The following is a 24,748-nucleotide window of genomic DNA, read 5'->3' as shown; positions in this document are numbered from 1 at the left end:
AGAGTAGCCATTAGGCTACTCTTTTGGTTTATTCTCATGATCAGACGGTGGAACTTGATTCGTATATTGCTGAAATTGTTGTGGATGATCTGGATACTGTTGCTGTCCTTGTGCAGGATCATAATAAGCTTGTGGAATCGGTGCAGGCGGTACATAAGGTGGATAAGCATTTTCGACACCTTTATTTTTGGTAAAAGTATAGATGATGACAGCTACAATCGCTGGTAAAGCAATATAGAATGCACCAAGCAATACATTCACTATTCCACCCATACTGATTAGACTGAGTGACATCAAAATACTATCAAAGATAACGTGTGCGAATACAGCCGCGATAAAGCCATAACGTAAAAAGATAAAGCTGAACAACAAACCGATAAATAATAATTCAATTGGACGGGAATATACCGGATAGATCGGATATAATGTATGTCCAAGCGCCCAGATCATCGTTGTAATAAAGCACGCTACAAAAGTGTTACGTACTATTTTTTTCAGCATAGCGATACCGAATAGACGATAAACAGCTTCTTCGCCAATCCCTGCCATCCATGCTAATAACGGGAACAATGCTGGATAGATCATATTGTAAGGTGAGCTAGTATCATCTGTAGCAGAATACACACCAAGTGCATTTTCCAGGATCAAATAAATAATCGATTGTACCCCTAGCAAAATGAGTGCATACAAGTAACCTACAGCTACGCTATGCAATACATATTTGCCATAACCGAGTTCTTTAGAACGTGGCCAGATATTGATTCCTCGTTCTCTCCATAATCCATCTCCACCCACAAAAGAGAAGTAGAGTAAAATCGCCATCAGTACATTTAAGATCAATTGTAGACCAATAATGACATAAGAAACGATTTTGTTCGATTCACCGAGTGTAATATCGACCAGAATAGGCCACATATTGAGCACGCTGAACACGGAGATAGCACAGTAGATAATACTGAGTACGATACCTCGTTTGAATGAAGTATGTCTACGTTTTAATGAACCAAATACGATAGCCAGTACACCAAGTACAAGCGTGAACAATCCATAACCGAGTGCTGTTAACCAACCAGCTAACGTAGTCTGTTCTTTTACATACGCAGTATACGTATCCGGCGGAGTTAGTACCGGCTGGAATGAACGAATCTGTCCATATTCATACGTGAACTTGAGCTGTAATTGACTATCTCCTAATTTGCTATCTGTAGCATTATAAAGCAGGTCTTGTTGATTGCCTTTGGTCTGTAACGTTAATTGACCAGCATCAAATCCTAATGCTTTCAAAATAGGTTGTGCTTGTTCTTGCTTTTCGCTTAATGTAACAGATTCATCTTTTTCTGTGGTAGCTGTAGGGTCAAGACTAAAGGGTTGTGCTAGGCCTGTCTTGTTATCATACATAGAAAAAGCAACCACTTTACCGGTATTCATATGTACATCAATATCGAGTGCATCCCCGGTACCTACATCTGGATAATGAACACGAAACACATCATAAGGAGCTACTTTTTCTAATTTTTGCATATACGTTTGTGTTAATTTTTCTTTGGCTACATAACCGCTCAATTCAGCATTCGTATGATACGTGACTGAAGGAGCAGGCAGATCCGGCAATACCAGAGTATCACTGGCAAAAGCTTTGGCGCTGTCGATCGCTTTTTCCTGGCTGATTACATTGACTTGTTGAACTTCTAATGTGTCTGAAGCGGTCGAAGGGAATACTTGTAAAAGTAAAAATAATACCAGTCCGACAGCAGCAAGCACACCAAGAATTTTGTAATTCGGTCTGAGCTGGACGGGTTGTCCGGTGGGGTTCATGAACATCCTCCTTCAATTTTAAAAATACCTATTTAGTAGAGGGATAGATATTTTGTGATACATAAATTCTTTATAGTTAAGCTTTGTTGCATAGATACTACTAAATGTTAGTGTAACGTAATCTTTTTTTGATTGCAAAACGCTATAGCCGTCTGTTCTCAGAGCCACTATAATCAGAAGCAGTGAATAGATTTGAATAAGTCACATTTTAGAGAATAGAGAGGTTGGATTCATTTTGAGAAATAGTTTTAAAATAAAAGTTTGGACACCACCTCGTATTCTTGCTTTAGGCTATGCTATCTGTATTTTATTAGGAACATTATTATTGATGTTACCTGTTGCTCATCAAAGTGGAAAAGGCTTAAGTTTTTTGAATGCTTTTTTTACAGCAACATCAGCGACTTGTGTAACAGGTCTAGTCGTTGTGGATACCGGAACCTTTTTCTCGACCTTTGGTCAAGTAGTTATCATGTGTCTGATTCAGATCGGTGGACTAGGATTTATGACGATTGCTACATTATTTGCTTTGGTTTTTCGAAGACGTATTTCTTTACGAGAACGTCTGGTGTTGCAGGAAGCAATGAACCAAGGAGATATGGAAGGTATTGTTCGTTTAATAAAAAAAGTGATTTATTATTCATTTGCTATTGAATTGATTGCTGCATTGTTATTTACGCTACGCTTAATGGCAGATTTTCCGCTGAGGCAAGCGATGTATTATGGTGTGTTTCATGCAGTATCTTTATTCAATAATGCCGGGTTTGATTTGTTTGGTCATTATAGTAGCTTTACCCGCTATGTATCCGATCCAGCCATCAATATCATATCTATGGCTTTGATCGTATTAGGCGGACTCGGATTTGTTGTATTGTCTGATTTGATCGAATACCGCAAAAATCGTAAATTATCGCTACATTCCAAAGCCGTATTATGGATGACTTCTATTTTGCTTGTTGGAGGATTTGTACTGGTTTTGATATTTGAATTTACGAACCTAAAAACGATTGGTAGCTTAAGCTGGGATGGTAAGTTCTGGGGTTCATTATTTCAATCAGTGACAACAAGAACAGCAGGAGCGAATACGCTAGATTTGACGCAATTAAGACAAGCTACACTATTTCTAACGATTATTCTTATGTTTATTGGAGGTTCACCCGGTTCGACAGCCGGTGGAGTCAAAACAACAACTATTCTGCTGATTGTTGGAGCAGTAATCAGTATGGTCAAAGGGAAAGAAGATGTTGTTCTATTTTATTTTCGGATCAACAAAGACCGGATTTATAAAGCATTAACGATTACAGTGTTTTCTTTATCATTAGTCATTGTAGCGACGATGATTCTAACCATGACAGAAGCGACTGACTTTCTAACTGTTTTATTTGAAGCCACTTCTGCATTCGGTACCGTTGGATTGTCTCTTGGATTAACACCTAATCTAAGCACTGCTGGTAAATTAGTGATCTGTTTATTGATGTTTGCTGGACGGGTAGGCATGATTACACTGGTCTGGGCACTTGCTCCCAAACAAGATAAAGAACTATATCGTTATCCTGAAGGTAAGATCATGATTGGTTAGATAAGTATATTTATTCATCCAAGCGTATAGGATCATTCATCGTTTCAAATTGTTCTTTGGTATCAATAATCCATTGTCTGGCTGCTGAACCTAGATCAGAACTTTCACTATAAAGCAGACAGGTAGTACGGCGAGTCTGTTCCAGTTCGGGAATATGAAGTGACACCAGCTCATTACCTGACAGTAACTGTTCGCCCACATAAGATTTGGGTAATAATGCAGCAGCCATACAAATAGGTAATAAACGGACAATAGCTTCAAATGAATCAATCTCCATGCGCAGATCGGGCATAACGGTATAGCGATGAAACACATCATCGATTAATTTACGATACCATGTTCCTTTTGAGAAAATAATCATAGCCAAACCTTGCAAATCTTGCATGGTGATATCTTTTTTATCTGCTAGTAGATGATTACCGGGGACGACTAATTCCAAATGATCGTCAAATAAAGGGACACAAATAAGGCCGGATTCATGAATAGCCGAAGCGACAATACCTACATCTACTTTTTTATCACGTACAGCATTGACGATTTCGTGCGTTTTGCCGGTAATCAATTTGAGCTCTGCATAAGGATGTTTACGTGTGAAGCTACTCACCAGTGGGGGCAATGTCGTCTGTAAGGTCGTCAGACTCGCTCCAAAGGTAACTGTAGTCTGATCTTCAGACTTATAGCGGTTAAGGCTTTGCAGGAACTTGAGGTTCTGCTGACGCTGTTCTAAAGCAAATGTATACGTAAGTCGTCCAATCGATGTCAATTCAAGTCGTTTGCCATTGCGATTAAACAGAGAGACACCTAGATTTTCTTCTAATTTAGAGATTTTACGAGACAGCGCAGGCTGAGATAAATTTAATAATTTAGAAGCTTGATTCAGACTGGATTGTTCTACAACGACCGCAAATATATCAATATCTTCTAGCATCTGGAATTTATCCTTTCCTCTTATGCGTTTTAGTTATAACAATTAATAATTATATTGCAATTCCATTATAAGTCAAAGTAGAGTAACATAAAAAGTGACACAACTTGTTCACAGGATTTGAGCATTGTGAACAGATTGTAAAGCTACGGAAGATGGGGACTTCCTACGCGGAGATTAACGAAGGTCCGAACATCTCTCGTTGATCCACGTCCGGGACAGCATTAACCAATGACTGTCACTATGAAAACGCTCTTATTATGAAAGGGGAACGTCATTCATGAAAGGGTTTTACGCCAGAAGGTTACACTCATTATTAGGGGTCATTCCGCTCGGAGCTTTTTTTATTGAGCATATGATTACCAACTTTTCTGCATACGAAGGCGGAAAAGAATCCTTCGATAAAAGTGTGGCATTTTTGAATAACCTGCCACTTGTTTTGGTTTTGGAGAGTTTATTCATCTTTTTACCACTGATTTATCATGGAGTCTACGGTCTGTATATCGCTTATCAAGCGAAGCCAAACAATGCGAATTACGGTTATGAACGTAACTGGCGCTATACACTTCAGCGGATTACTGGTGTAATCACGTTCGTGTATATTGTATGGCATGTATTTGAGACTCGTTTCCAGGTTGCTCTTGGTAATGTTACTCATGAGCAATTAGGCGGAGTGATGTACAATATCGTGACCAATCCAGTAACCTTCGTACTTTACACTATTGGTGTATTGGCAGCTTCGTTCCACTTTGCAAATGGTCTATGGTCTTTCCTTGTAAGCTGGGGAATTACAGTAGGGCCAAGAGCACAACGTGTATCTTCATACGTATGTATGACACTTTTTGTGATCGTATCGATCATGTTTATTTTGTCTCTTGTCGCTTTCCGCAATATGGAATTTGAAGACCCAACGGTTGCATTGCAAGCGATTCGTCATTTTGTAGCATAAACATGAAGTCATATCAGTGCATAGCACAATAGATATACTGTAATACCTTATATTTGCTTCACTCAGCTCATAGTCGAACAGATGTAACGTGATGAACGGTGGCAGGTGAACCGTTCTGCTGTTCGTTTAGGATAGAAGAGTTATAAGGATTAGTAGGCTAAGGGGAGGGTAAATCGTTATGGCAACATCCAATATTATTGTCGTGGGCGGTGGGCTAGCTGGCTTGATGTCTACTGTCAAAGCAGCAGAAGCAGGCGTTCATGTACATTTATTTTCATTGGTACCGGTCAAACGTTCACATTCCGTATGTGCGCAGGGCGGGATTAATGGAGCTGTAAATACAAAAGGTGAAGGAGATTCACCATGGGTGCATTTTGATGATACTGTATATGGCGGTGACTTTTTAGCGAACCAGCCACCAGTTAAAGCCATGTGTGAAGCAGCACCTGGGATTATTCACTTGATGGACCGTATGGGAGTTATGTTTAACCGTACGCCAGAAGGATTGCTTGATTTCCGTCGTTTTGGTGGAACCAAGTTTCACCGTACCGCTTATGCAGGCGCAACAACAGGTCAACAATTGTTGTATGCACTGGATGAGCAAGTACGTCGCTGGGAAACAGCCGGTCTGGTCACCAAGCATGAGAACTGGGAATTCCTTTCTGCTGTATTGGATGATGAAGGCGCATGTCGTGGAATTTGTGCACAAGATCTTCGCAACATGGAAGTAGTTACGTTCGCGGCAGATGCTGTTATTTTGGCAACAGGTGGACCGGGTATTATTTTCGGTAAAACAACCAACTCGGTAATTAATACAGGAACAGCAGCAAGTGCTGTGTATCAACAAGGTGTACATTATGCGAATGGAGAATTTATTCAAATTCACCCGACAGCTATTCCAGGTGACGACAAGTTGCGTCTAATGTCTGAATCTGCACGTGGTGAAGGTGGACGAATCTGGACGTATAAAGATGGTAAACCGTGGTATTTCTTGGAAGAGAAATATCCGTCTTATGGTAATCTCGTTCCCCGCGATATTGCAACACGTGAAATTTTCCAAGTGTGTGTAGATGAGAAATTAGGGATCAACGGTGAAAACATGGTTTACTTGGATCTATCTCATAAAGATCCAAAAGAACTGGATGTTAAATTAGGTGGTATTATCGAAATCTATGAGAAATTCATGGGTGATGATCCACGTAAGATTCCGATGAAAATTTTCCCGGCAGTTCATTATTCAATGGGCGGTATGTGGGTAGATTATAATCAGATGACTAATATTCCTGGTCTATTCGCTGCTGGTGAATGTGAGTACCAATATCATGGAGCGAATCGTCTAGGTGCTAACTCATTAGTATCAGCGATCTACGGTGGTATGGTGGCAGGGCCAAAAGCAGTTGAATATATTAAAGGATTGAAAAAATCTGCTGCGGATATGCCAACAACGATGTACGATCAAATTCGTAAACAGCAGGAAGATAAATATACCAACCTGATGAATATGCAAGGTAATGAAAATGCGTATGTCTTGCATAAAGAATTAGGTGAGTGGATGACTGACAACATGACGGTAGTTCGTTATAACGATAAGTTGCAAGCAACGATCAACAAGATCAAAGAGCTAAAACAACGTTATACGAAAATCAATATGAATGATTCATCCAGTTGGAATAATCCTAGCGTAGCCTTTACGCGTCAATTGTGGAATATGCTTGAATTGTCTGAAGCAATGACACTTGGAGCATTAATGCGTGATGAGAGTCGTGGAGCTCACTATAAACCTGAATTCCCAACACGTAATGATGAAGATTTCCTCAAAACGACCAAAGCAACTTGGACGCCAGATGGTCCACAGATTTCATATGAAGATGTGGATGTATCTTTGATTCCACCGCGTATACGTGATTATTCCAAAGATTAAGACACATGACACCTATCTCAAGTGAAGTGATTAATTTAAGGGGGCATTAGAAATGGCGGAAGTCTCAACACAGAGTCACCCAGCTAATGTAACGGCCAAAAAAAACGTCAAGTTTATTATTACCCGTCAGGATAAGCCGGATAGCCCATCATATACAGAAGAATTTGAATTACCTTATCGTCCAGGGATGAATGTTATCAGTGCGCTGATGGAGATTCAACGTAATCCTGTAGACAACACAGGTAAAGCAACAGCACCTGTCTGCTGGGAATCCAACTGTTTGGAAGAAGTATGTGGAGCTTGCTCTATGGTCATCAATGGCAAGCCACGCCAAGCTTGTTCTGCTCTAGTGGATAAATTAGAGCAACCGGTTCATATCGCTCCTATGAAAACTTTCCCAGTGGTACGCGATCTTGTTATCGATCGTAGCCGTATGTTCGGTGCACTGAAAAAAGTAAAAGCGTGGATTCCGATTGATGGTACGTATGATCTGGGTGCAGGTCCGCGTATGCCTGAGAAAAAACGTCAATGGGCTTATGAATTGTCGAAATGTATGACTTGTGGTGTATGTCTAGAAGCTTGCCCGAACGTGAATGACAAAACAGACTTTATCGGCCCTGCGGCATTGTCTCAGGTTCGTCTGTTCAATGCTCATCCAACAGGTGAGATGAATAAAGAAGATCGTCTGGATGCATTGATGGAGCCGGGTGGTATCGAGGGATGCGGTAACTCGCAAAACTGTGTACGCTCTTGTCCAAAAGGTATTCCATTGACTACTTCGATTGCAGAAATGAATAAAGAAACATCCAAGCATATGTTCAAACGGTGGTTGGGTGTATAATGGTATAGTCGTATATACGATCATACCGGGTTGATAGTAAGCCACTGATCAGGCGGGTTCCGTATAAAAGCGGAAACCCGCCTTTTATCTTGAACCGGTGATAGACAGGAGTGATGGGAATGATCAGTGAAAGACCAATAAGTTATGATCAATTAGTAGAAGAATTTAAAACATTAGGCATTACAGAAGGTATGAGTATTCTTGTACATTCTTCTTTGAAAAGTCTGGGCGGCTGGATTCCGGGAAGCGCTGAAACCGTTATCTTGGCTTTGGAAGCAGTATTAGGAGAATCAGGGACATTGATTATGCCTACTCAAACATCGCAATTAACCGACCCTAAAGGGTGGATGTATCCACCTGCTGAACAGCGTTGGTGGAATCTGATCCGCGAAAGTATGCCTCCTTATGATCCTGATTTTACAGTGACAACAGGCATGGGCGTTATCGCTGAAACGTTCCGCAAACAAAAAGGAGTCTATCGTAGCGCCCATCCTCAAGTATCGTTTGCCGCATGGGGTAAACATGCAGAAGAATGGATGAGCGATCATGATCTTGATTTTGGCTTGGGTAGTCATTCTCCTTTACAAGATTTATATAACGCTAACGGGTATGTCATGATGCTAGGAACGACATATCATACGAATACATCGATTCATTTGGCAGAATATATTGCAGAATGGAACGGCAAAAAAGAGATTACAATGAAAGCTCCTATGATGACAGATGACGGTAAACAATGGGTAAAGTTTAAAGATTTGAATTTTGATTCCGATGATTTTGACGAAATTGGAGCCGATTTTGAACAGGATTGTCCGCATTTATTTACACAGGGATATATAGCCAAAGCTAAAACGCTGTTAATTCAGCAACGCGGACTGGTTGATTATGCGGCAGGTTGGTTGGAAACTCATCGTTAAGGATAAATAATTAGAAGTAGTACTTGATAGAAAACAGTAGATATCGCTTATATAGAGAGGGGAATAGTTATGATTTGGAGAGAGCATGAAGATGATTTTATTATGATTCGCCAGCATGACCACGCCAAATTATCAGGAGAATTCGCCCGTCATTTCAATCCTGAGTATATCGAACAAGATGAACGTTGGGATGAAGTGTTGATCGGCTGTGAGCAACATGATCGCGGTTGGATTCCTTTAGATGAGATTCCGCTATGGGACGATGCGAAGCAAATTCCATTTTCATTTATGCATTTTCCAGAACCTGCGAAATTGGTCTTTTACAGATATGGAATTAACGAATTGGAAAATATGACTTCTTATGGTGGGATGCTTGCCAGTTATCATTATGCTGCTCTAGTGGGACATTATGGTGAAGAAGATCCATTTGGTATCGCTTTTGTACAAGAAGAGAAAGAACGTCAAGAGCGACTTAAAGCGCAGTTAAACCCTAATGAAAAAGCACTGAAATTTCACCGATCTATCTTGGAATTATGCGATGATCTATCCTTATATGTATGCTTGAATGATCCTGGAGTGAGTAAAGAAAACGAACAGGATTGGTGGAAAGAAGGATTTGAAGTCGGGAAAAAATTTGCGTTTACAAACGATCAAGCGATTATGCCGAAATGGGTCGATGAGCATACCGTGAGTCTGTCTCCATTCCCTTTTGAAGCTCCCTTCACACTGGAATTGGTCTATCGCAAAGTGACCAAAAAAGATATCCAACAATCCGGTATTGCTCAAGCATTTGCCGATGCTGAAAAACAAACATGGAATATCGAATTTGTCTCATCACAATCGTAATCGATGAGGTGTGGTATCTCTTAATAGTTGTTACCATACAAGTACGCCTGTTAAGAGATACATATTTACATAAGCGTTTGGCAATAGAAACGCGACCGAGTTCAAAAAGAAAAAGATTTTTGCAAAGCAAAATATCTATTCCTAAGCGTTTGGAAGTAAAAACGCGACCGAGTTCAAAAAGAAAATTTGATTATGATTAAAGTGTAAACTGGATAGTGTACTATCGTAAATTTGACGATAGCTGTTGGATTCGGCACAATAAGCATAATATGTTTAACCGCCTGCGGGCAGCCGAATCCAAAGGAGGAATTTTAGCCTGAATGCCTATTACTCTTTATATACACTTGATAATCCGATAACAATTCCTTTTTATTTTAAATATAAATATGATATCACCCGTAGACAATTTCTGAAGCGAAGCACGATTGTAGTCGCTTCTTTGGGGCTGGGAACAGCAGGATATACGTGGCTAGGAGAGCCAAATTGGCTAGACAAAGTCTATATCGATTTGCCACTTCCTCAGTTACCACCGAGTCTAAACGGGATGAAATTAATTCAATTTAGCGATGTCCATCTAGGTATGGGCAAAGAAGCATCTGATCTAGAAAAGTTAGCCGATATCATTATGGCGGAAAAACCAGATATGATTTGTTTTACAGGAGATATGGTAGACGATGATCCAACACCGTTACAAGCAGGAGTGACAGCACTCCAGCAAATGTCTGCTCCTTTAGGCAAATTTGCAGTATTAGGAAATCACGATTATTTGCAAGATGTTCTATCTGTCTCTAATATGATGGAACAAGGCGGATTCAAAATGTTAACGAACGAAAATGTACAGATCAAGCAACCGGATGGAACACTTGCGATTATTGGTCTGGATGATCAGCTACTTGGCAAGCCTAATGTGAATAAAGCTACAGCAGATATTGGGAAAGATGCTTGTCGCATTTTATTGATGCATGAACCGGATTATGCTGATAAGATTCCGATTAATTTTGGATTTCATTTGCAATTGTCAGGTCACAGTCATGGAGGGCAGATTCGATTACCATTGTTTGGTGCAGTGATTACACCTCGTGGCTCCCGTAAATATATTATGGGCTGGTATCAAGCAGGCCCACAGCGTCAGCTTCCCCTTTATGTGAATCGCGGTATTGGAACGTCTCAAGTGCCGATTCGCTTTCTCTGTCGACCGGAATTGACGATATTTACGCTCAGACGAGCAGATAGTTAATGGAAGTAGAAGAAGTTGCATTTATAATGCCAAATGCTGAATGAAAGATATTTTGCGGAGCAAAAATCATAGTTGATGGGACTAAAAGAAGTCGCATTTATAAAGCCAAATGCTAGATGAAAGATATTTTGCGGAGCAAAAATCATAGTTGATGGGACTAAAAGAAGTCGCATTTATAAAGCCAAATGCTGAATGAAAGATATTTTGCGGGGCAAAAATCATAGTTGATGGAAGTAGAAGAAGTCGCATTTATAAAGCCAAATGCTAGGGGGAAAAGAAATGGAACGTATTGCTTTGGTGTCTGATATTCATGGAAATTATCCGGCTTGGCAGGCGGTATTAGCCGATATAGATCAAAAAGGAATCAAACGTATTTTTTGCCTCGGTGATCTGGTGGGTAAAGGCCCGGATGCTGTCAAAATTACCGATGAAGTCGCTTTACGGTGTGAAGTGATTATTCGTGGGAATTGGGAAGAACTTGTTGCTCGTATGAGTGAAAACGATGAATTGTTTGGCTGGCAAGCCCGGCAATTGGGTGCAGAACGGGTCAAGTTTCTAGCCGAGTTACCATTTCGTCATGAGTTTTTATTAAGTGGACGCTTGGTATCGTTAGTTCATGCATCGCCTGAAAATGTTTTTCATCGTGTACAACCGTGGGACGATCTAGAGCGTCGGATGGGTATGTTTGCACCGATTATTAATCAAGATACCCAAGAATCGCTTATTCCAGATATCGTTGGTTATGGAGATATTCATAATGCATATATGCAACATCTGGAAGGTCGATTATTATTTAATACAGGCAGTGTAGGTAATCCATTAGATATTCCAGCCGCATCGTATGCGATTTTGGAAGGGGATTATTTATCTGAAGTGATCTCTCCCTATTCATTGCAATGGGTTCGTGTTCCTTACGATATTGAACAAGCGGTACAAGACGCCCGAGATGCAGATATTCCTGCACTGGATTACTATATTAAAGAATTGCGCACCGGTGTGTATCGTGCGATGCAGCAAGACTAACCATAGGAGGAATGGCGATGTTGAGTAAACAGGATTTGAAAAAGGGCTTTCCTGATCTGTATACAGACCGACTCAAACTACGCCGTCTAACTGCGCAGGATGTGGAAATTTGGTGGGAGTGTGCCAGTGATCCACAGGTGATGAAATATTTGTACGGAGCGAAAGAAAGCAAAGAGTATCAATCGTTACAACCTGACCGTCTGGGACGAAGAGTCGAAGAAGCTTTTCGTAGTCTCAGTTCGATGCATTTTGCGATCACTTCCAAAGAAGATAGCACATTATATGGCGTATGTTCTTTTCAACGGTGGGACGAACGTGCAGCACGCGCAGAGATAGGATTTGCGCTTTGTCGTAGCCATTGGGGTAGAGGGTATGCTGCTGAAGCCGCAAGTCGGATGGTTGAATTTGGCTTTGAAGAGATGGGCTTATCTCATATTGTAGGACGTTGTCATGCAGATAATGCGCTGTCTCAACGTGTACTTGAGAAAAATGGAATGCGTCCACAACAACCTTCTTCCAATGCAGGTATTCAGAGTTACTGGGAAGAGATGGGCATCTTGATCTATTCGGTTGCTCATACTGAATACTTGTTGCGCAAAGAACGTGCAGCTTCACATAGTCATAGTCAAGACAGAAGCGGAGGCGCTTCTTCTTCATGAACGGACAACAGTGGTTTACCCGTCCGCTTGGTATATGGAGCAGTTCACTCATCGCTACGATTTTGTGGGGAAGTGCACTGCCTTTTATCAAGTTAAGCTATGCTCATCTGGGGATAGAAAGTCATGATATTTTTGCGCAATGGTTATTTGCGGGGTATCGTTTTACTTTAGCGGGATTACTCTTGATGGCACTGGCGAAAATACTCAATCCTAAAGGACAACCTATTCCGCATATTCCTGCCAAACGGTTAATTCAGTTATCGGTATTTCAGACATTACTACAATACATTTTTGTCTATGCGGCACTTGGATTGGGATCAGGGATGACGATGTCGATTATTGCAGGCTCTGTGTCTCTATTTCAAATGTTATCGATTCGGTGGATCGACAATACAGAACGGTTATCGATGCGCAAATGGTTGGGGTTACTGCTTGGATTTACAGGAATTGCAGTCATGGGATTTGGTCAAAGCGGAGGCAATGTGCATTTTGGCTTTGGATTAGGGGAGCTACTGATGTTATTGTCTGCACTGACTGGAGGATGGGGTAATGTGTTAGCAAGACGTGAAGCAGGGATAGAACCGATCCTAAGTCTAACAGGTCGTCAGATGTTCTGGGGCGGTCTAGGATTGATTGTTATTGGTTCTTTAACCGGACATCCGTTTCCTTTCCAATGGGATCTAGCGGCTGTATGGATGCTTCTATACCTTGTTGTATTGTCTGCTGGAGCATTTGCACTATGGAATACAGTGATGAAATACAATAAAGTAGGCAAAGTATCGATGTATCTATTTTTGACGCCTTTATTTGGAGTAGTATTATCTGCTCTGTGGTTAGATGAAAAGTTATCGATCTGGGCAGCACTTGCATTACTTCTGGTCGCAAGTGGGATTATACTGGTCAATCGGGAACGTATTGTACATAAAGGGTAAAATTTTGTTATACAACTGCAATAGTGTTGCAACTCAATTCCAATAGAAAAAAGGTATGATGTTCTCAAGACCCCCTTTTTGAATATATGATGGACCTGCGTGAGTGCAGGTCTCTTTTTTTGCGCTTTGATTCTTTATATCATTTTGCAAACATAAAAACTCTAACCTCTGTGTCTGTAAAACACTTCAATAGCGAAGGTCTAGACAGTCAAAGGTTAGAGTTATATTTTTTTACTTATCTTGTATGCGTGAAAAACATTTGAGAGCCCTACGGCACATCATCTTTCAACGAGAGTGCAGATAAGTATTACTACAAACGAATTATAACGCAACAGCTTGACGTTGTTTTTGCTTATAATAGACCCATTCAGTAAAGCCGATATCACGCAATTTTTGAGCGACTTTATCAAAATCATCGCCGACTCGTTGCGGAATATGAGAATCAGAACCAAATGAAATATCTACACCGAAATGATGAGCACGTTCTAGAATTTCATCGACTGGATGCCATAGTCCACACACTTTGATTTTACCGGATGTGTTAACTTCGATCGCTACACCACACTCAGCAATCACCTGTAAAGTACGATCTATCGCTTGTGGAGCTTCGATTTGAGTGAAATCAGGATAATTGCTTTTGATTGCATCGATATGTCCAAGAATCTGGAACATTCCGCTACGAGCAGATTCAGCGATCATACGGAAATATTCTTCTTTCGTCGCAATCTGGTCTGCGTTATTCATGCCTTTCCAGCGTGAACGATCAAAAATACTATAACCACTACTATAATGAACAGAACCGATAATGTAATCAAAAGGGTATTGAGACAGTATTTCGTGATAAAGCTTAGCATGATCCGGGAAATAATCGGATTCGATTCCAAGCAATACATCGATTTTGCCTTCGTATTCTTTTTTGAGGTCTAATACTTCCTGTACATAATGTTGAAGCTCGCTTTTACCCATAGCTATTTTAGGAAAAGCTTGATCGACATCGCTACTGAAAAAGGGAGTATGATCTGAAATGCCGATCACTTGAATATCAGCAGCAATCGCAGCTTCTATATAATCGCGAATATCGCCATCCGCATGTCCACAACGATAATGATGGGTATGAAGATCAAATTTCATAATAATCGCTCCTTAAGCGCCTGGTTCAATCAGCGCAATTTCTTGTAGTCAATCGAAAATGATTTTTGCAAAGCAAAATATCTTACTTATGCGCTTGGCAGTATAAGCGCAACTTCTTATAGTCAATCAAAAATGATGTTTGCAAAGCAAAATGTCTTACCTATGCGCTTGGCAGTATAAGCGCAACTTCTTATAGTCGATCAAAAATGATTTTTGCAAAGCAAAATATCTTACCTATGCGCTTGGCAGTATATACTTGATGTATTCACAGATTATGTCTAGCTTACTCTGTACTGATAAATTGATCGGCAGGCATTCCTTTAAGATCGTCTAGAAATTGGCGCATCGCCGAGTTCAGATACCTGCCTGATTTATAAATCAGACCTACAGGATGACTTACCTCAAATTCAGGCATAGGAATCATCACCAGTGTACCATGACGTAATTCACTTGTTATAGACTGTCTGGAGATAATGGCTACACCGAGATCAATTTCAACCATCCGTTTTACTTCTTCACTACTGGACAGTTCCATTACAATCTGAGGTTCGATCTGGTGTTCTTTAAATACTTCATCTACAAATCGACGACCTACCGTATCTGGAGATAACATAATCAAAGGCAGATGTTGCAAATCTTGAATGTTGGCTTTTTTGGTACGAGCTAAAGGATGCTGTGGAGAAACGACTAACTCAAACATATCATAATATAAAATAGACGTATTTAAATTCGGATTGCGTTCAATCAGATAACTAATGCCGACATCGACCAGCCCATTTTCTACACTATGATAGACCTGTGAAGAAGACATCGAATGAATCATCGTTTGAATCAGTGGAAATTGATCTTGGAAATAGGAAAGTACTCTCGGTAAAATCTGAATCGCTATTGAAGTCGGCGTACCCAGCGTAATACGTCCTTGCGGAGTCTCATCCAGATCAGATAACCGTTGCTTTAATTGCTCAACAATCGCTAACATCTGCTCAGCATGCTCTAAAAAAACAACCCCCTGATCGGTTAACGTAACCGGTTGGTTCCGATCGACCAGTACCGTTTTAAATTCATCTTCTAGACTTTTAATCTGAGCAGATACTGCAGGCTGAGTGAGATTTAGTAGTTCTCCTGCTTTACGGAAGCTCATTGTCCGCGAAATGGTCAATAAGGTTTCCAATTGACTGATATTCATGAGTTCCTCCTTATGTATGCCAAATTGTTAAATACTTGCATAGAAGATAAAGTATTCAACAATCGATACCTATCTAAATTATAGGGGATTACACAAAAAGCATCAATGCAGGAAGAAATCTTTAAAATCTATTAACATAAAATGTACATAAATCAGTGTCTGCGACCGATAATAAGTAAAGACAGTTAAAAAGACCTAAGATTTAGAAAAAAAGAGCGATAAATTTACCAGTAAATGTCGATTTTTAAGATTATCAGCAGTAGATTTGCAAAAAAAATTAAAAAATGGAAGATACATCAATGATTCTAGATGATTTGAACTAGGTTATAAGGTATAATATCCATAATATCATAGGTCAAAAGTTGTATTTAAATATGAACCCAATTGTAAAGGGGAGTAAACGAATTATGAAAGCGGAAGTAATCAATCCATTTTTGGAAGCGGCGCGTCTCGTTATTGGACAAGTAGTACAAGTGGCTCCTTCCACAGGAAGCCTAGGCATCAAAGATATCGAGCTAGTTGACGGTTATATCTGGATTCAGATCGGAATGACCGGACAAATGAGTGGAGATATTATGTTTGGTATTGAAGAAGCAGTAGCGTTGCGTATGGTTTCAGCAATGATGGGTGGTTTTGTGATTACAGAGATGGACGAAATGAGTCAAAGTGCTATCTCAGAATTAGGCAACATGATTAGTGGTAATGCAAGTACCATTTTATCCAACCAGGGCGTTACAGTAGACATTACACCTCCAAAGGTAATGAAGACGAGTGCCATGACTGGATTTGTATCCGCCAAAGCATTAACAATTCCTTTGTTAATGGATGGAATCGGAGAACTCGATATTCAAGTAATGATCTCTTAATCGGCAAAACCATCTGTATACTTCCAAAGAGTACAATAAAACCTCTTCTACCTGATCGTACAGGTAAAAGAGGTTTTGTTGTATTTTTATAGATTATAGATGTAATAAGCAGAAGAAAAGAAGCTACGAGTTCGATTTGGTACCTTTACCACTCAATATTTTCAAAATATCATTTTCATAACCTAATACATAATTAAGCTTGTACGAGCTGTACACTGTTCCTGTATCTTTACGCTCTTCGGCTGTAATTTCAACAGTGACTTTGACTTGATCTCCATCTTTGCTGGCAATGATTGAATCGATCGATACTTCGCCTGTCTGAATATAACCCTGACGGAAATCGGCATAAGACAGATTACTTTGCCAGCGACTACCGAGTAAAGAATACGCTGTAACATAATCCTGCATACTTAGACTTTCGTAAAAGTAACTAACGATATATTGAGCTTCGTCTTCAATCGAAGGCATATCATAGTCCACATCTTCTGAGGAAGCAGAGGTAGTGGGTAATTCTTTCATCGGATTTTTCGACCATTTCTGTACAGTCTCTTGAATCTCGGAGACAGGAATACTGAAACCGATCGTATTCGATTCGCTTGCCATCGCTGAATTAATACCTAACACTTCACCGGTATCTGCATGAATGAGTGGCCCTCCGCTGTTACCCGGGGCGATAGGTGCACTGATTTGATATAGATTGGTATACACATAAGGATCGATCGTAAAATCACGCCCCAGTCCACTAATAATGCCGGTAGTGATTGTATTTTGTAAGCCAAGCGGGCTACCGAGAGCCAGTACATTATCACCTACATCGGCAGTATTATTTTTTGACAATAGTAATGGTTCTGTCCCAGCTAGCTTAGGCACTCTAACGACAGCGATATCCATATCAGTTCCGATACCGATCACTTTACCATCTAGCGTACGGGCATCGGCTGTTTTCACTTTGACGTTAAGTGCTCCGGCAACAACATGCGCATTGGTGATAATATCTCCTTGCTGATTATAAAGAAACCCTGATCCTAGAGATCCATCATCTAATTCAATCATCACGACTTTTTTCTGAGTATTAAAAATAACATCTTTTAACGCTGGACTTCCTGTAGACGCTTGGGTAGCGGTAGGGGTAGCAGTTGCTACTAAAGGTTTATTCGGTAATTGAGCAGGAACAGTACGATTAATATACATAAAGGAACCTATACCTGCTGCAACAATGACTACGCTGGCAAGACTGCTAACTATCCATGCTTTATTCATATAGGTTCCTCCTTAATCCAGATACCATGTAATATTATCAACCTGTATCGTTACTTCTTCATACCAATCATATTCATAAGCGCTGTAAGATCCTGTAGCCCCGACAGCAAGATCGTAAGGTTCGACAGATGCAGAAGAAGAAAATAGATAATTACCAGCCGCATCATAACCTGAATAGTAGACCGTAATCGAATAAATAGGTTTGGTAGCTACATTTTTGACTTCACCGTAGATTTCTATATCTCCGTATTCGTTGAGTTGTACGTCGAGATTCGATAATTCTACGCCGGCTGTTCGGTTTTTCAAATCTTCTTCTTCAGCTTGTTGAATCGCTCGCTCAATACGCTGTTTTTCAGCAAGTTCAAACGCTTCTTTTTCGGAAGTGATACGCTTTTGTAAAGATAGCAATTTTTCATCTTTGCTCGAATATTGTAGTCCTGATTTGACGGCGGCTGTTGCTTGACTAAAATCATTTTGTTGGAGAAGTTTTTCTGCATTTTTCATACTGATCGTTACAATTTTGGTAATAATCAATTGATGTACTTCTTTAGCTTCCTGATTGTTTAATCGATCTACTTCATCAAGCTTATAAGCTAGCGCATCGATTGTATCCAATTGGTCTAATTCTTTTTTTACTTGCAGTACAGCCAGCAAATCTTGATTGCGATTGGCTAAAGTTTTCTCTTGGTCAAATATAGGTTCTTTGCGAGAATCTAAAGCTTTTTGCAAAGTGATCAAAGATTGTTCCGCAGGTTCTAACTGATTTAGCTTGAGCTTGGAAGAGACGGTTGTTAATTTGGTATGGATACGATTGGCTGTCTCAATCATACGTTGATCTGTAGTTAATACTGTATACGTTGGACGCAGTGTAGTAGCTTGCGTAATCTTGGTAAGAGCTGGTTCATACTGACCTTTCAGTGCAAGATTACTAGCTTCTTGATGTAACTGGGTGACTTGATGATTAATATCTTGTTGATGTTGATACCACCAAAATAACGTACCTGCTATCCCTAGCAATAGTATAGTTGGTATAATCCATGTTAGATGACGTATTGGAGAAGCAGGTAATTGAGTAGGTGATCCTGATGATGAGTTCGATGATGTAGGTGGTGTAGCGTGAATCTGATCCTGATCACTAGGCTGTGAATCAGTAGAAGGTGAAGACGAATGAGAACGAAGTTGATCTAGATAGTCAACAGGAGGCTGTTCGTTACGTATTTCCTGTTCCTCAGGTAGTGATGACTCTGATTGTGTCTGAAGTCTAGCTCCACATTGACTGCAAAAAACAGCATCATCCGGCTGATTCGCCCCACAATGGTTACAATACATTATAATTCCTCCTTAAAGCGCTTTTAGTTAAAAGCGCGACTTCTTGTAGTGAAATCAATAATGATTTTTACGAAGTAAAATATCTTACGCTAAGCGCTTGAAGTTAAAAGCGCGACTTCTTCTAGTAAAAGTAACCAAGTAACTGAATAAAATATAACATGTTTTATTGATGTTGAGGAAATAATTTCCTATAAATAAAGCGTTACCAAAAAAGGTCATTTGGCAGTTGAGACCTATCAAAGTATAATGAAAAAGAATTTTGTAGATACGTAGGCTGTTACAGATACAGGAGGATATATATGTCACCAAAAGCAAACCATTCGATCTCTGTTCTGATCTATCGTTATCAAGGACCGAAAAGAAATATAGGATTTACATTATCGCCTTTTAATATGGAAGAAAATGAAAAAGACATTTCATTACAAGATATGCTGTTTATATATAATGAGGATTTTGATTATATTCGTCCTTTATTAGATAAGCATTTTCCTCTGGTTAATCCTTATACGATGGAGACCATGAATCAATTCGATCCCTGCTGGGACAATCCGATCCGTAAAGAAATATGGTTGGCTGTTTTAGAAGAACTCCATCAACAGCACATAGAAGATGAAGAACTGGCAATCTTCTGGCAACAATTCAAGACATGGATCAGTACACATGTACAGAACGCCGACGGCATCGAAGTAACAGGCAATCTGTAACTGGATACACAAGTGATAAATCCATACTCTATAGATAAAATAAACATCAATTTTCGGGTAGGTACAAAAGGGAGGAATGCAGTATGTTTACTGCGATACTATGGTAAAACTCACGAATAAAGTCGTTCTGATCACAGGAGCTTCTAGCGGGCTTGGAGCAGGAGTAGCTTCTTTATTGGTCGAAAAAGGAGCGATTCCGATTCTGACTGCACGTTCGGAAGATAAACTAGCGACCTTATCCAAACAATTAAAAGGTGAACATCAAATTATTCGTATGGATGTTCAGCAAGATGAGGATGTACAGCGCGTAGTGGCTCAAGTTATCCAACAATATGGTAAAATCGATATTTTGCTTAATAATGCCGGTTACGGGCAATTCAAAACGATAGCCGAAATGCCCATTGAAGATTACAAAACGATGATCGATGTCAATTATCTAGGCATTGTCCGTTGTACACAGGCTGTACTTCCCCATATGTTAACCGCAGGAACAGGGCAGATTGTAAATATTGCTTCGCTAGCAGGTAAATTTCCAACAGCCAAATCAACATCGTATACAGCAACCAAACATGCTGTACTGGGATTCACCAATGCCTTACGACAAGAGTTGAGAGAAACCAATATCAAAATTTCTTCTATTAATCCGGGGCCGATAGCGACAGCTTTTTTTGATCGTGCGGATCCTTCAGGGGATTATGTTAAAAATGTGAGCCAATTTATGATGACTACGGACAAAGTCGCTCGCGATATTGTTAAAGTAATGGAAAAACGCAAAGAAGAGTTGGATTTGCCACGTATTGCAATTCCAGGGATGCGTTTGTATGGACTTTTTCCACGATTTATTGATCGGTTAACCTATCGTTTATTTGATCGGAAATAAAGGAATAGTATGCTTGATCCACTGATCCAGCCGGTTCGTATAGAACCGGTTTTTGGTGCGGTATGATTATATTTGGTGTCCTCTCTGTTTTCGCATATAATAGTAGAGTGTTGTACTCTGTCTGTTTACTCATGTATTAGAATATAAACAAGTGTTGAATAGTTTGTACTTATAAAATGATTCAAGGGCTTGAAAGGATGAAATGTATGGAATCAAAAGTGAATTTTCTCGGACTAGGCATCCATGAATGGTTAAATGATGTACTAGAACGTTATGGGATTACGGAGCCTTCTCCGGTGCAAGCAGAGGCTATTCCTCATTTGCTCGAAGGAAAAGACGCGATCGCTCAATCGCAAACAGGTAGCGGTAAAACGCTAGCGTATTTATTACCTGTATTGCAACAAGTCGATCCAGAGCGCAAGCAATTACAAGCGATGATCTTAGCACCTACACAAGAGCTTGCGATGCAGATTGTACGTGAAAGTGAACGTTATGGCGCAGAGCATGGCATTATGACGCTTGGTCTGATCGGTGGAGCGGCAATGAAACGTCAGATTGAAAAGCTCAAACGTCATCCGCAAATTGTAGTCGGAACACCAGGACGTATCAGTGAATTGATCAATCTGCGCAAGCTAAAAATGCACCTTGTGAACACACTGATTGTCGATGAAGTCGATCAAGTGATCGGACTTGGTGGCGGTAGTGATGTGAAGAAAATTATTCGTAGCACACGCAAAGATCGTCAATTGGTCTTTTTATCTGCTACTGTTAATGAAGAGATTCTAACACTGGCGAATCGTGAAATGAATGACTTGCTAGAAATCGGAATCGAACCGGACACACGTACATCGTCAGGGATCGAACATGTGTATTTTGTAGCGGAAGAACGGGATAAATTAGAAATTCTACGTCGTGTATTACGCCATTACAACTCTCCGCGTTCACTCGTATTCGTTAATGATACGAACGATATTGCAGAAGTAGAAGCCAAGTTGAACCATCTAGGTCTATCTGCGCGTGTATTGTATGGTGATGCGAACAAAGTCACACGTAGTACCGTCTTGTCTCAATTTAGAGAAGGTAAAATCAAAGTGCTTGTCGCGTCTGATGTAGCGGCGCGAGGACTGGATATTGAAGGGTTGAATCTGGTAGTCAGTCTTGATCCTGCGTTTGATACCGATCATTATGTACATCGCAGTGGACGTACAGGACGTATGGGTAAAAAAGGCGTAGCGGCTTCGATTATTACCGAACGTGAACGGTTTATTATGCGTAAATTCGCTGATGCTCTGCATATCGATCTACAAGAGCATGTGTTAAAAGGTGGAGCTGTACTGACACTGGAGCAACAACAAGAACGTGAAGAATCGTATCGTGCTTCGCGCGCCAAAGCGGCGGCAGCTCGTTCTGCTCGTCCTACAGCTACACCATCTGTGAAAAAAGAAACTAAAGCTGCTGAACCTCGTGTATCGGTAGAATCTTCTGTAAATAAAGAAACGAATACGAATACCAGTACACCAACAGCTCGCCCGGCAGAACGTGAGTTCAAACCAAGAACATCGTCACCTGCGGCTAAAGTGAATCCGAAAACAGATAAAAAGAAACGCAAACCAAAAGTAGATACCAAAAGTAAAGGTGCACCGAAATGGTTAAAAGAAAAACGAGCTGCATCTCAAGACGAAAAGTGAGGTAACAATAATGGAACAGGTAGCTATACTTAACGTGGATCACCTTAGTGGTGGATACAGTCGTGGTAAGCCTGTCCTGCATGATATCAGCTTTGAAGTCGGTCGTGGTGAGATGATTGGACTGATTGGTCTGAATGGGGCAGGAAAAAGCACAACCATGAAGCATATTTTGGGGTTAATGACTCCGCAACAAGGTGAGATTCGGATTCAAGGGTCTACATTGGCTCAAGAAACCGAGCAATATCGGGCTTCTCTTGCTTTTGTACCAGAATCTCCGCAATTGTATGAAGAAATGACGGTACGGGAGCATCTGGAATTTACGGCTCGTGCATATAATGTGAGTCAAGCGGATTATGAACAACGTTCTGCTCATTTGATCAAGCTGTTCAATATGGGAGACAAAGAAGATAGTCTGTCGATGCACTTATCTAAAGGAATGAAGCAGAAAGTGATGATTATGTCTGCTTTTGTTGCTGCTCCTCCGCTATATGTGATCGATGAACCTTTTCTAGGGCTTGATCCGCTAGGTATTCGGTCATTGCTTGATTTTATGGTACAGACCAAAGAAAGTGGATCATCGATATTACTCAGTTCACATATTTTGTCGACGATCGAAAATTATTGTGATCGATTTATCGTGTTGCACAAAGGAAAAGTAATTATTCAAGGGACATTGGAGCAGATTCGTGAGCAGACGGGTCAGCAGAACGTACCATTAGAACAGATTTTCTACGATCTGGTTCAGGACGGGCTGTAATTATGAATGATCTGCTCAAGTTACGTCAGCAGAGGCAACAAGCTTTTTGGGGAGAAGTGCTTCCTTATTTACGCTATGTGATGCAAAGCGGACTCGCCATCGTCACTTTTTTTCTGCTCATTGTATTTGCAGCATGGTATACGACATTTTTGCAAAATGTACCTCAAGGTCTGCCGGTACACTGGATATTATTGATTTTATTCACACCGTTATCTATCTATGGTAGTGTGCGTACGTATATGCGGACAGCCGATATTGTATTTATGTTGCCACTTGAAGTGCGGATGCGTGAATATTTTGCGCCAGCATGGCGGAGCAGCGTAATCGGGAAAACGATCTGGTTGTTGATTCTAGCACTGGTTGCTTTTCCATTTTATGTACGAGCAGATATGAATGCGAAGTCGTTAAGTTTACTTGTCATTGTACTGATTGTTGCCAAATGTCTTGGTAGTTACGGAAGCTGGCAAGAATTGCGGATGAATACAGCGGCTGCTCGTGTTGGTTATCGTCTATTACGCTATGTATTGATTATCGGATTACTGGCGGCATTCCTCTGGTTGCCACTGATGACTGCTCTGATCGCAGTCGTTGTGATTGCTCTGGTCTATCTGGTGTTATTGCGTATTCCTGGCAAAGCTTCTGTACCGTGGGAACGATTGATTGCGACCGAAAGAAATCATGCCGCAGGTGTAATGCGTCTACTCGGTTGGTTTGTCGATGTACCGAATGGAGAGCGTAAAGTCAGTCATCGTCGCTGGTTATCTTTTGTCGGTAATCGTGTACCCTGGATACCAGCCAAAGCGTTTCGTTTTCTCGTATCTAAAACATTGGTTCGTGGAGAGTTGTTACCAATCTTGATTCGCTTTGTGATTATCGGTATTGTGTTTGTCTTGATTACTCGTGAATCGTGGTTCGGGATTGTCGTGTATCTGCTGTTTATTTTGTTAGCCGGTATGCAAATGACCAGTCTACGTAAGCAACATACGGACACGCTCTGGTTGTCAATCTATCCGATTCCGCCTGAATCGCAACGTCTGGAAACGGTCAAATTAATTACACAGACACAAGTGTGGATTACACTATTGCTCTGGCTTCCACTTGCAAGCGCAGGCGATCCGTTGCGTATGATTTTGACATTTATTGCAGGCTTAGTAGCAGTCTGGCTCTATCGCCGTTCACTCAATCGCAAATGGCTTAAAGATATCGAAGCCGAAGCTGAATTTGATTAACGTTCAGTGCTTAGTAGGATAAGTGCAACTTTTTCTAATACATTTTTCTACTACAAGGAAAAAGTGATGTTTGCCAA

Annotated in this window: 22 protein-coding genes; 16 read left to right on the top strand and 6 right to left on the bottom strand. The window is 40.5% G+C overall.

All coding sequences use genetic code 11. From position 1 onward, the window contains the following. Positions 1-15: 15 nt before the first annotated feature. A complete protein-coding gene (locus tag ACFSGI_RS03830) occupies positions 16-1,815 on the bottom strand; it encodes a CPBP family glutamic-type intramembrane protease (protein WP_204826802.1) in 1,800 nt (599 codons plus the stop codon). 235 nt (positions 1,816-2,050) lie between these two features. On the opposite strand from ACFSGI_RS03830, the gene ACFSGI_RS03825 reads away from it, so the two are divergent. Then, positions 2,051-3,391, top strand: a complete 1,341-nt coding sequence (locus ACFSGI_RS03825; protein ID WP_379282475.1) for a TrkH family potassium uptake protein — start codon at positions 2,051-2,053, stop codon at positions 3,389-3,391. Positions 3,392-3,401: 10 nt separating this feature from the next. Here ACFSGI_RS03825 and ACFSGI_RS03820 read toward each other — a convergent pair whose 3' ends face one another. Further along, positions 3,402-4,319 (bottom strand): LysR family transcriptional regulator, encoded by a 918-nt coding sequence (locus ACFSGI_RS03820; protein WP_204826801.1) that lies wholly within the window; start codon positions 4,317-4,319, stop codon positions 3,402-3,404. A gap of 277 nt (positions 4,320-4,596) precedes the next feature. Here ACFSGI_RS03820 and ACFSGI_RS03815 point away from each other — a divergent pair, with 277 nt between their 5' ends. The 9 genes from ACFSGI_RS03815 to ACFSGI_RS03775 all read left to right on the top strand — a co-directional run bounded on the left by ACFSGI_RS03815 (position 4,597) and on the right by ACFSGI_RS03775 (position 13,641). Then, a complete protein-coding gene (locus tag ACFSGI_RS03815) occupies positions 4,597-5,265 on the top strand; it encodes a succinate dehydrogenase cytochrome b558 subunit (protein ID WP_204826800.1) in 669 nt (222 codons plus the stop codon). Positions 5,266-5,443: 178 nt separating this feature from the next. After that, positions 5,444-7,186, top strand: a complete 1,743-nt coding sequence (sdhA, locus tag ACFSGI_RS03810) for a succinate dehydrogenase flavoprotein subunit (protein WP_204826799.1) — start codon at positions 5,444-5,446, stop codon at positions 7,184-7,186. 52 nt (positions 7,187-7,238) lie between these two features. After that, positions 7,239-8,027 (top strand): succinate dehydrogenase iron-sulfur subunit, encoded by a 789-nt coding sequence (gene sdhB, locus ACFSGI_RS03805; RefSeq protein ID WP_204826798.1) that lies wholly within the window; start codon positions 7,239-7,241, stop codon positions 8,025-8,027. A 119-nt stretch (positions 8,028-8,146) separates the two neighbouring features. Beyond that, positions 8,147-8,944: an AAC(3) family N-acetyltransferase gene (locus tag ACFSGI_RS03800; protein ID WP_204826797.1), complete on the top strand. Its 798-nt coding sequence runs from the start codon at positions 8,147-8,149 to the stop codon at positions 8,942-8,944. 69 nt (positions 8,945-9,013) lie between these two features. Continuing rightward, a complete protein-coding gene (locus ACFSGI_RS03795) occupies positions 9,014-9,790 on the top strand; it encodes a DUF3891 family protein (protein WP_204826796.1) in 777 nt (258 codons plus the stop codon). A 295-nt stretch (positions 9,791-10,085) separates the two neighbouring features. Beyond that, positions 10,086-11,027, top strand: coding sequence for a metallophosphoesterase (locus ACFSGI_RS03790; protein ID WP_379282522.1), 942 nt, complete (start codon positions 10,086-10,088; stop codon positions 11,025-11,027). A gap of 279 nt (positions 11,028-11,306) precedes the next feature. Next, positions 11,307-12,050, top strand: a complete 744-nt coding sequence (locus ACFSGI_RS03785) for a metallophosphoesterase family protein (RefSeq protein WP_204826794.1) — start codon at positions 11,307-11,309, stop codon at positions 12,048-12,050. A 17-nt stretch (positions 12,051-12,067) separates the two neighbouring features. Then, entirely contained in the window at positions 12,068-12,709 is a 642-nt protein-coding gene (locus tag ACFSGI_RS03780) for a GNAT family N-acetyltransferase (RefSeq protein WP_204826793.1), read from the top strand. Then, a complete protein-coding gene (locus tag ACFSGI_RS03775) occupies positions 12,706-13,641 on the top strand; it encodes a DMT family transporter (protein WP_204826792.1) in 936 nt (311 codons plus the stop codon). Before ACFSGI_RS03780 ends, ACFSGI_RS03775 begins: the two co-directional genes overlap by 4 nt. Before the next feature lie 321 nt (positions 13,642-13,962). Here the strand turns inward: ACFSGI_RS03775 and ACFSGI_RS03770 are convergent, their stop codons facing one another. Together ACFSGI_RS03770 and ACFSGI_RS03765 are read right to left on the bottom strand one after the other, a co-directional pair. Then, a complete protein-coding gene (locus ACFSGI_RS03770) occupies positions 13,963-14,772 on the bottom strand; it encodes a histidinol-phosphatase (protein WP_204826791.1) in 810 nt (269 codons plus the stop codon). 283 nt (positions 14,773-15,055) lie between these two features. Continuing rightward, positions 15,056-15,958 (bottom strand): LysR family transcriptional regulator, encoded by a 903-nt coding sequence (locus ACFSGI_RS03765; protein WP_204826790.1) that lies wholly within the window; start codon positions 15,956-15,958, stop codon positions 15,056-15,058. A 407-nt stretch (positions 15,959-16,365) separates the two neighbouring features. On the opposite strand from ACFSGI_RS03765, the gene ACFSGI_RS03760 reads away from it, so the two are divergent. Further along, positions 16,366-16,824 (top strand): chemotaxis protein CheX, encoded by a 459-nt coding sequence (locus tag ACFSGI_RS03760; RefSeq protein WP_204826789.1) that lies wholly within the window; start codon positions 16,366-16,368, stop codon positions 16,822-16,824. 123 nt (positions 16,825-16,947) lie between these two features. Here ACFSGI_RS03760 and ACFSGI_RS03755 read toward each other — a convergent pair whose 3' ends face one another. Both ACFSGI_RS03755 and ACFSGI_RS03750 read right to left on the bottom strand, forming a co-directional pair. Then, positions 16,948-18,084 carry a S1C family serine protease gene (locus ACFSGI_RS03755; RefSeq protein WP_204826788.1) on the bottom strand — a complete coding sequence of 379 codons (1,137 nt, stop codon included), beginning with the start codon at positions 18,082-18,084 and terminating at the stop codon, positions 16,948-16,950. 12 nt (positions 18,085-18,096) lie between these two features. Beyond that, positions 18,097-19,413, bottom strand: a complete 1,317-nt coding sequence (locus tag ACFSGI_RS03750) for a zinc-ribbon domain-containing protein (RefSeq protein ID WP_204826787.1) — start codon at positions 19,411-19,413, stop codon at positions 18,097-18,099. 299 nt (positions 19,414-19,712) lie between these two features. On the opposite strand from ACFSGI_RS03750, the gene ACFSGI_RS03745 reads away from it, so the two are divergent. The 5 genes from ACFSGI_RS03745 to ACFSGI_RS03725 all read left to right on the top strand — a co-directional run bounded on the left by ACFSGI_RS03745 (position 19,713) and on the right by ACFSGI_RS03725 (position 24,671). Next, positions 19,713-20,117, top strand: a complete 405-nt coding sequence (locus ACFSGI_RS03745) for a hypothetical protein (RefSeq protein WP_204826786.1) — start codon at positions 19,713-19,715, stop codon at positions 20,115-20,117. A 100-nt stretch (positions 20,118-20,217) separates the two neighbouring features. Further along, positions 20,218-20,997 (top strand): SDR family NAD(P)-dependent oxidoreductase, encoded by a 780-nt coding sequence (locus tag ACFSGI_RS03740; RefSeq protein ID WP_204826878.1) that lies wholly within the window; start codon positions 20,218-20,220, stop codon positions 20,995-20,997. Positions 20,998-21,203: 206 nt separating this feature from the next. Next, the gene (locus tag ACFSGI_RS03735) at positions 21,204-22,685 is read left to right on the top strand and encodes a DEAD/DEAH box helicase (protein ID WP_204826785.1); all 1,482 of its coding nucleotides are present in this window, start codon (positions 21,204-21,206) and stop codon (positions 22,683-22,685) included. A gap of 10 nt (positions 22,686-22,695) precedes the next feature. Next, a complete protein-coding gene (locus ACFSGI_RS03730) occupies positions 22,696-23,442 on the top strand; it encodes an ABC transporter ATP-binding protein (RefSeq protein WP_204826784.1) in 747 nt (248 codons plus the stop codon). 2 nt (positions 23,443-23,444) lie between these two features. Continuing rightward, a complete protein-coding gene (locus ACFSGI_RS03725) occupies positions 23,445-24,671 on the top strand; it encodes an ABC transporter permease (RefSeq protein ID WP_204826783.1) in 1,227 nt (408 codons plus the stop codon). Positions 24,672-24,748: the final 77 nt, after the last annotated feature.

Source organism: Paenibacillus nicotianae (assembly GCF_042681745.1).
GTDB lineage: Bacteria > Bacillota > Bacilli > Paenibacillales > Paenibacillaceae > Saccharibacillus > Saccharibacillus nicotianae.
This window is presented reverse-complemented; position numbering and strand designations above follow the sequence as displayed.

Excerpts from the sequence above, each read along its gene's own strand:
- ACFSGI_RS03795 (WP_204826796.1), top strand. The coding sequence starts at position 9,014 with ATGATTTGGAGAGAGCATGAAGATGATTTTATTATGATTCGCCAGCAT.
- ACFSGI_RS03745 (WP_204826786.1), top strand. The coding sequence starts at position 19,713 with ATGTCACCAAAAGCAAACCATTCGATCTCTGTTCTGATCTATCGTTAT.
- ACFSGI_RS03820 (WP_204826801.1), bottom strand. The coding sequence starts at position 4,319 with ATGCTAGAAGATATTGATATATTTGCGGTCGTTGTAGAACAATCCAGT.
- ACFSGI_RS03780 (WP_204826793.1), top strand. The coding sequence starts at position 12,068 with ATGTTGAGTAAACAGGATTTGAAAAAGGGCTTTCCTGATCTGTATACA.
- ACFSGI_RS03815 (WP_204826800.1), top strand. The coding sequence starts at position 4,597 with ATGAAAGGGTTTTACGCCAGAAGGTTACACTCATTATTAGGGGTCATT.
- ACFSGI_RS03770 (WP_204826791.1), bottom strand. The coding sequence starts at position 14,772 with ATGAAATTTGATCTTCATACCCATCATTATCGTTGTGGACATGCGGAT.
- ACFSGI_RS03760 (WP_204826789.1), top strand. The coding sequence starts at position 16,366 with ATGAAAGCGGAAGTAATCAATCCATTTTTGGAAGCGGCGCGTCTCGTT.
- ACFSGI_RS03775 (WP_204826792.1), top strand. The coding sequence starts at position 12,706 with ATGAACGGACAACAGTGGTTTACCCGTCCGCTTGGTATATGGAGCAGT.
- ACFSGI_RS03750 (WP_204826787.1), bottom strand. The coding sequence starts at position 19,413 with ATGTATTGTAACCATTGTGGGGCGAATCAGCCGGATGATGCTGTTTTT.
- ACFSGI_RS03730 (WP_204826784.1), top strand. The coding sequence starts at position 22,696 with ATGGAACAGGTAGCTATACTTAACGTGGATCACCTTAGTGGTGGATAC.
- ACFSGI_RS03735 (WP_204826785.1), top strand. The coding sequence starts at position 21,204 with ATGGAATCAAAAGTGAATTTTCTCGGACTAGGCATCCATGAATGGTTA.
- ACFSGI_RS03765 (WP_204826790.1), bottom strand. The coding sequence starts at position 15,958 with ATGAATATCAGTCAATTGGAAACCTTATTGACCATTTCGCGGACAATG.
- ACFSGI_RS03800 (WP_204826797.1), top strand. The coding sequence starts at position 8,147 with ATGATCAGTGAAAGACCAATAAGTTATGATCAATTAGTAGAAGAATTT.
- ACFSGI_RS03725 (WP_204826783.1), top strand. The coding sequence starts at position 23,445 with ATGAATGATCTGCTCAAGTTACGTCAGCAGAGGCAACAAGCTTTTTGG.
- ACFSGI_RS03830 (WP_204826802.1), bottom strand. The coding sequence starts at position 1,815 with ATGAACCCCACCGGACAACCCGTCCAGCTCAGACCGAATTACAAAATT.
- ACFSGI_RS03785 (WP_204826794.1), top strand. The coding sequence starts at position 11,307 with ATGGAACGTATTGCTTTGGTGTCTGATATTCATGGAAATTATCCGGCT.
- ACFSGI_RS03740 (WP_204826878.1), top strand. The coding sequence starts at position 20,218 with ATGGTAAAACTCACGAATAAAGTCGTTCTGATCACAGGAGCTTCTAGC.
- sdhA (WP_204826799.1), top strand. The coding sequence starts at position 5,444 with ATGGCAACATCCAATATTATTGTCGTGGGCGGTGGGCTAGCTGGCTTG.
- sdhB (WP_204826798.1), top strand. The coding sequence starts at position 7,239 with ATGGCGGAAGTCTCAACACAGAGTCACCCAGCTAATGTAACGGCCAAA.
- ACFSGI_RS03755 (WP_204826788.1), bottom strand. The coding sequence starts at position 18,084 with ATGAATAAAGCATGGATAGTTAGCAGTCTTGCCAGCGTAGTCATTGTT.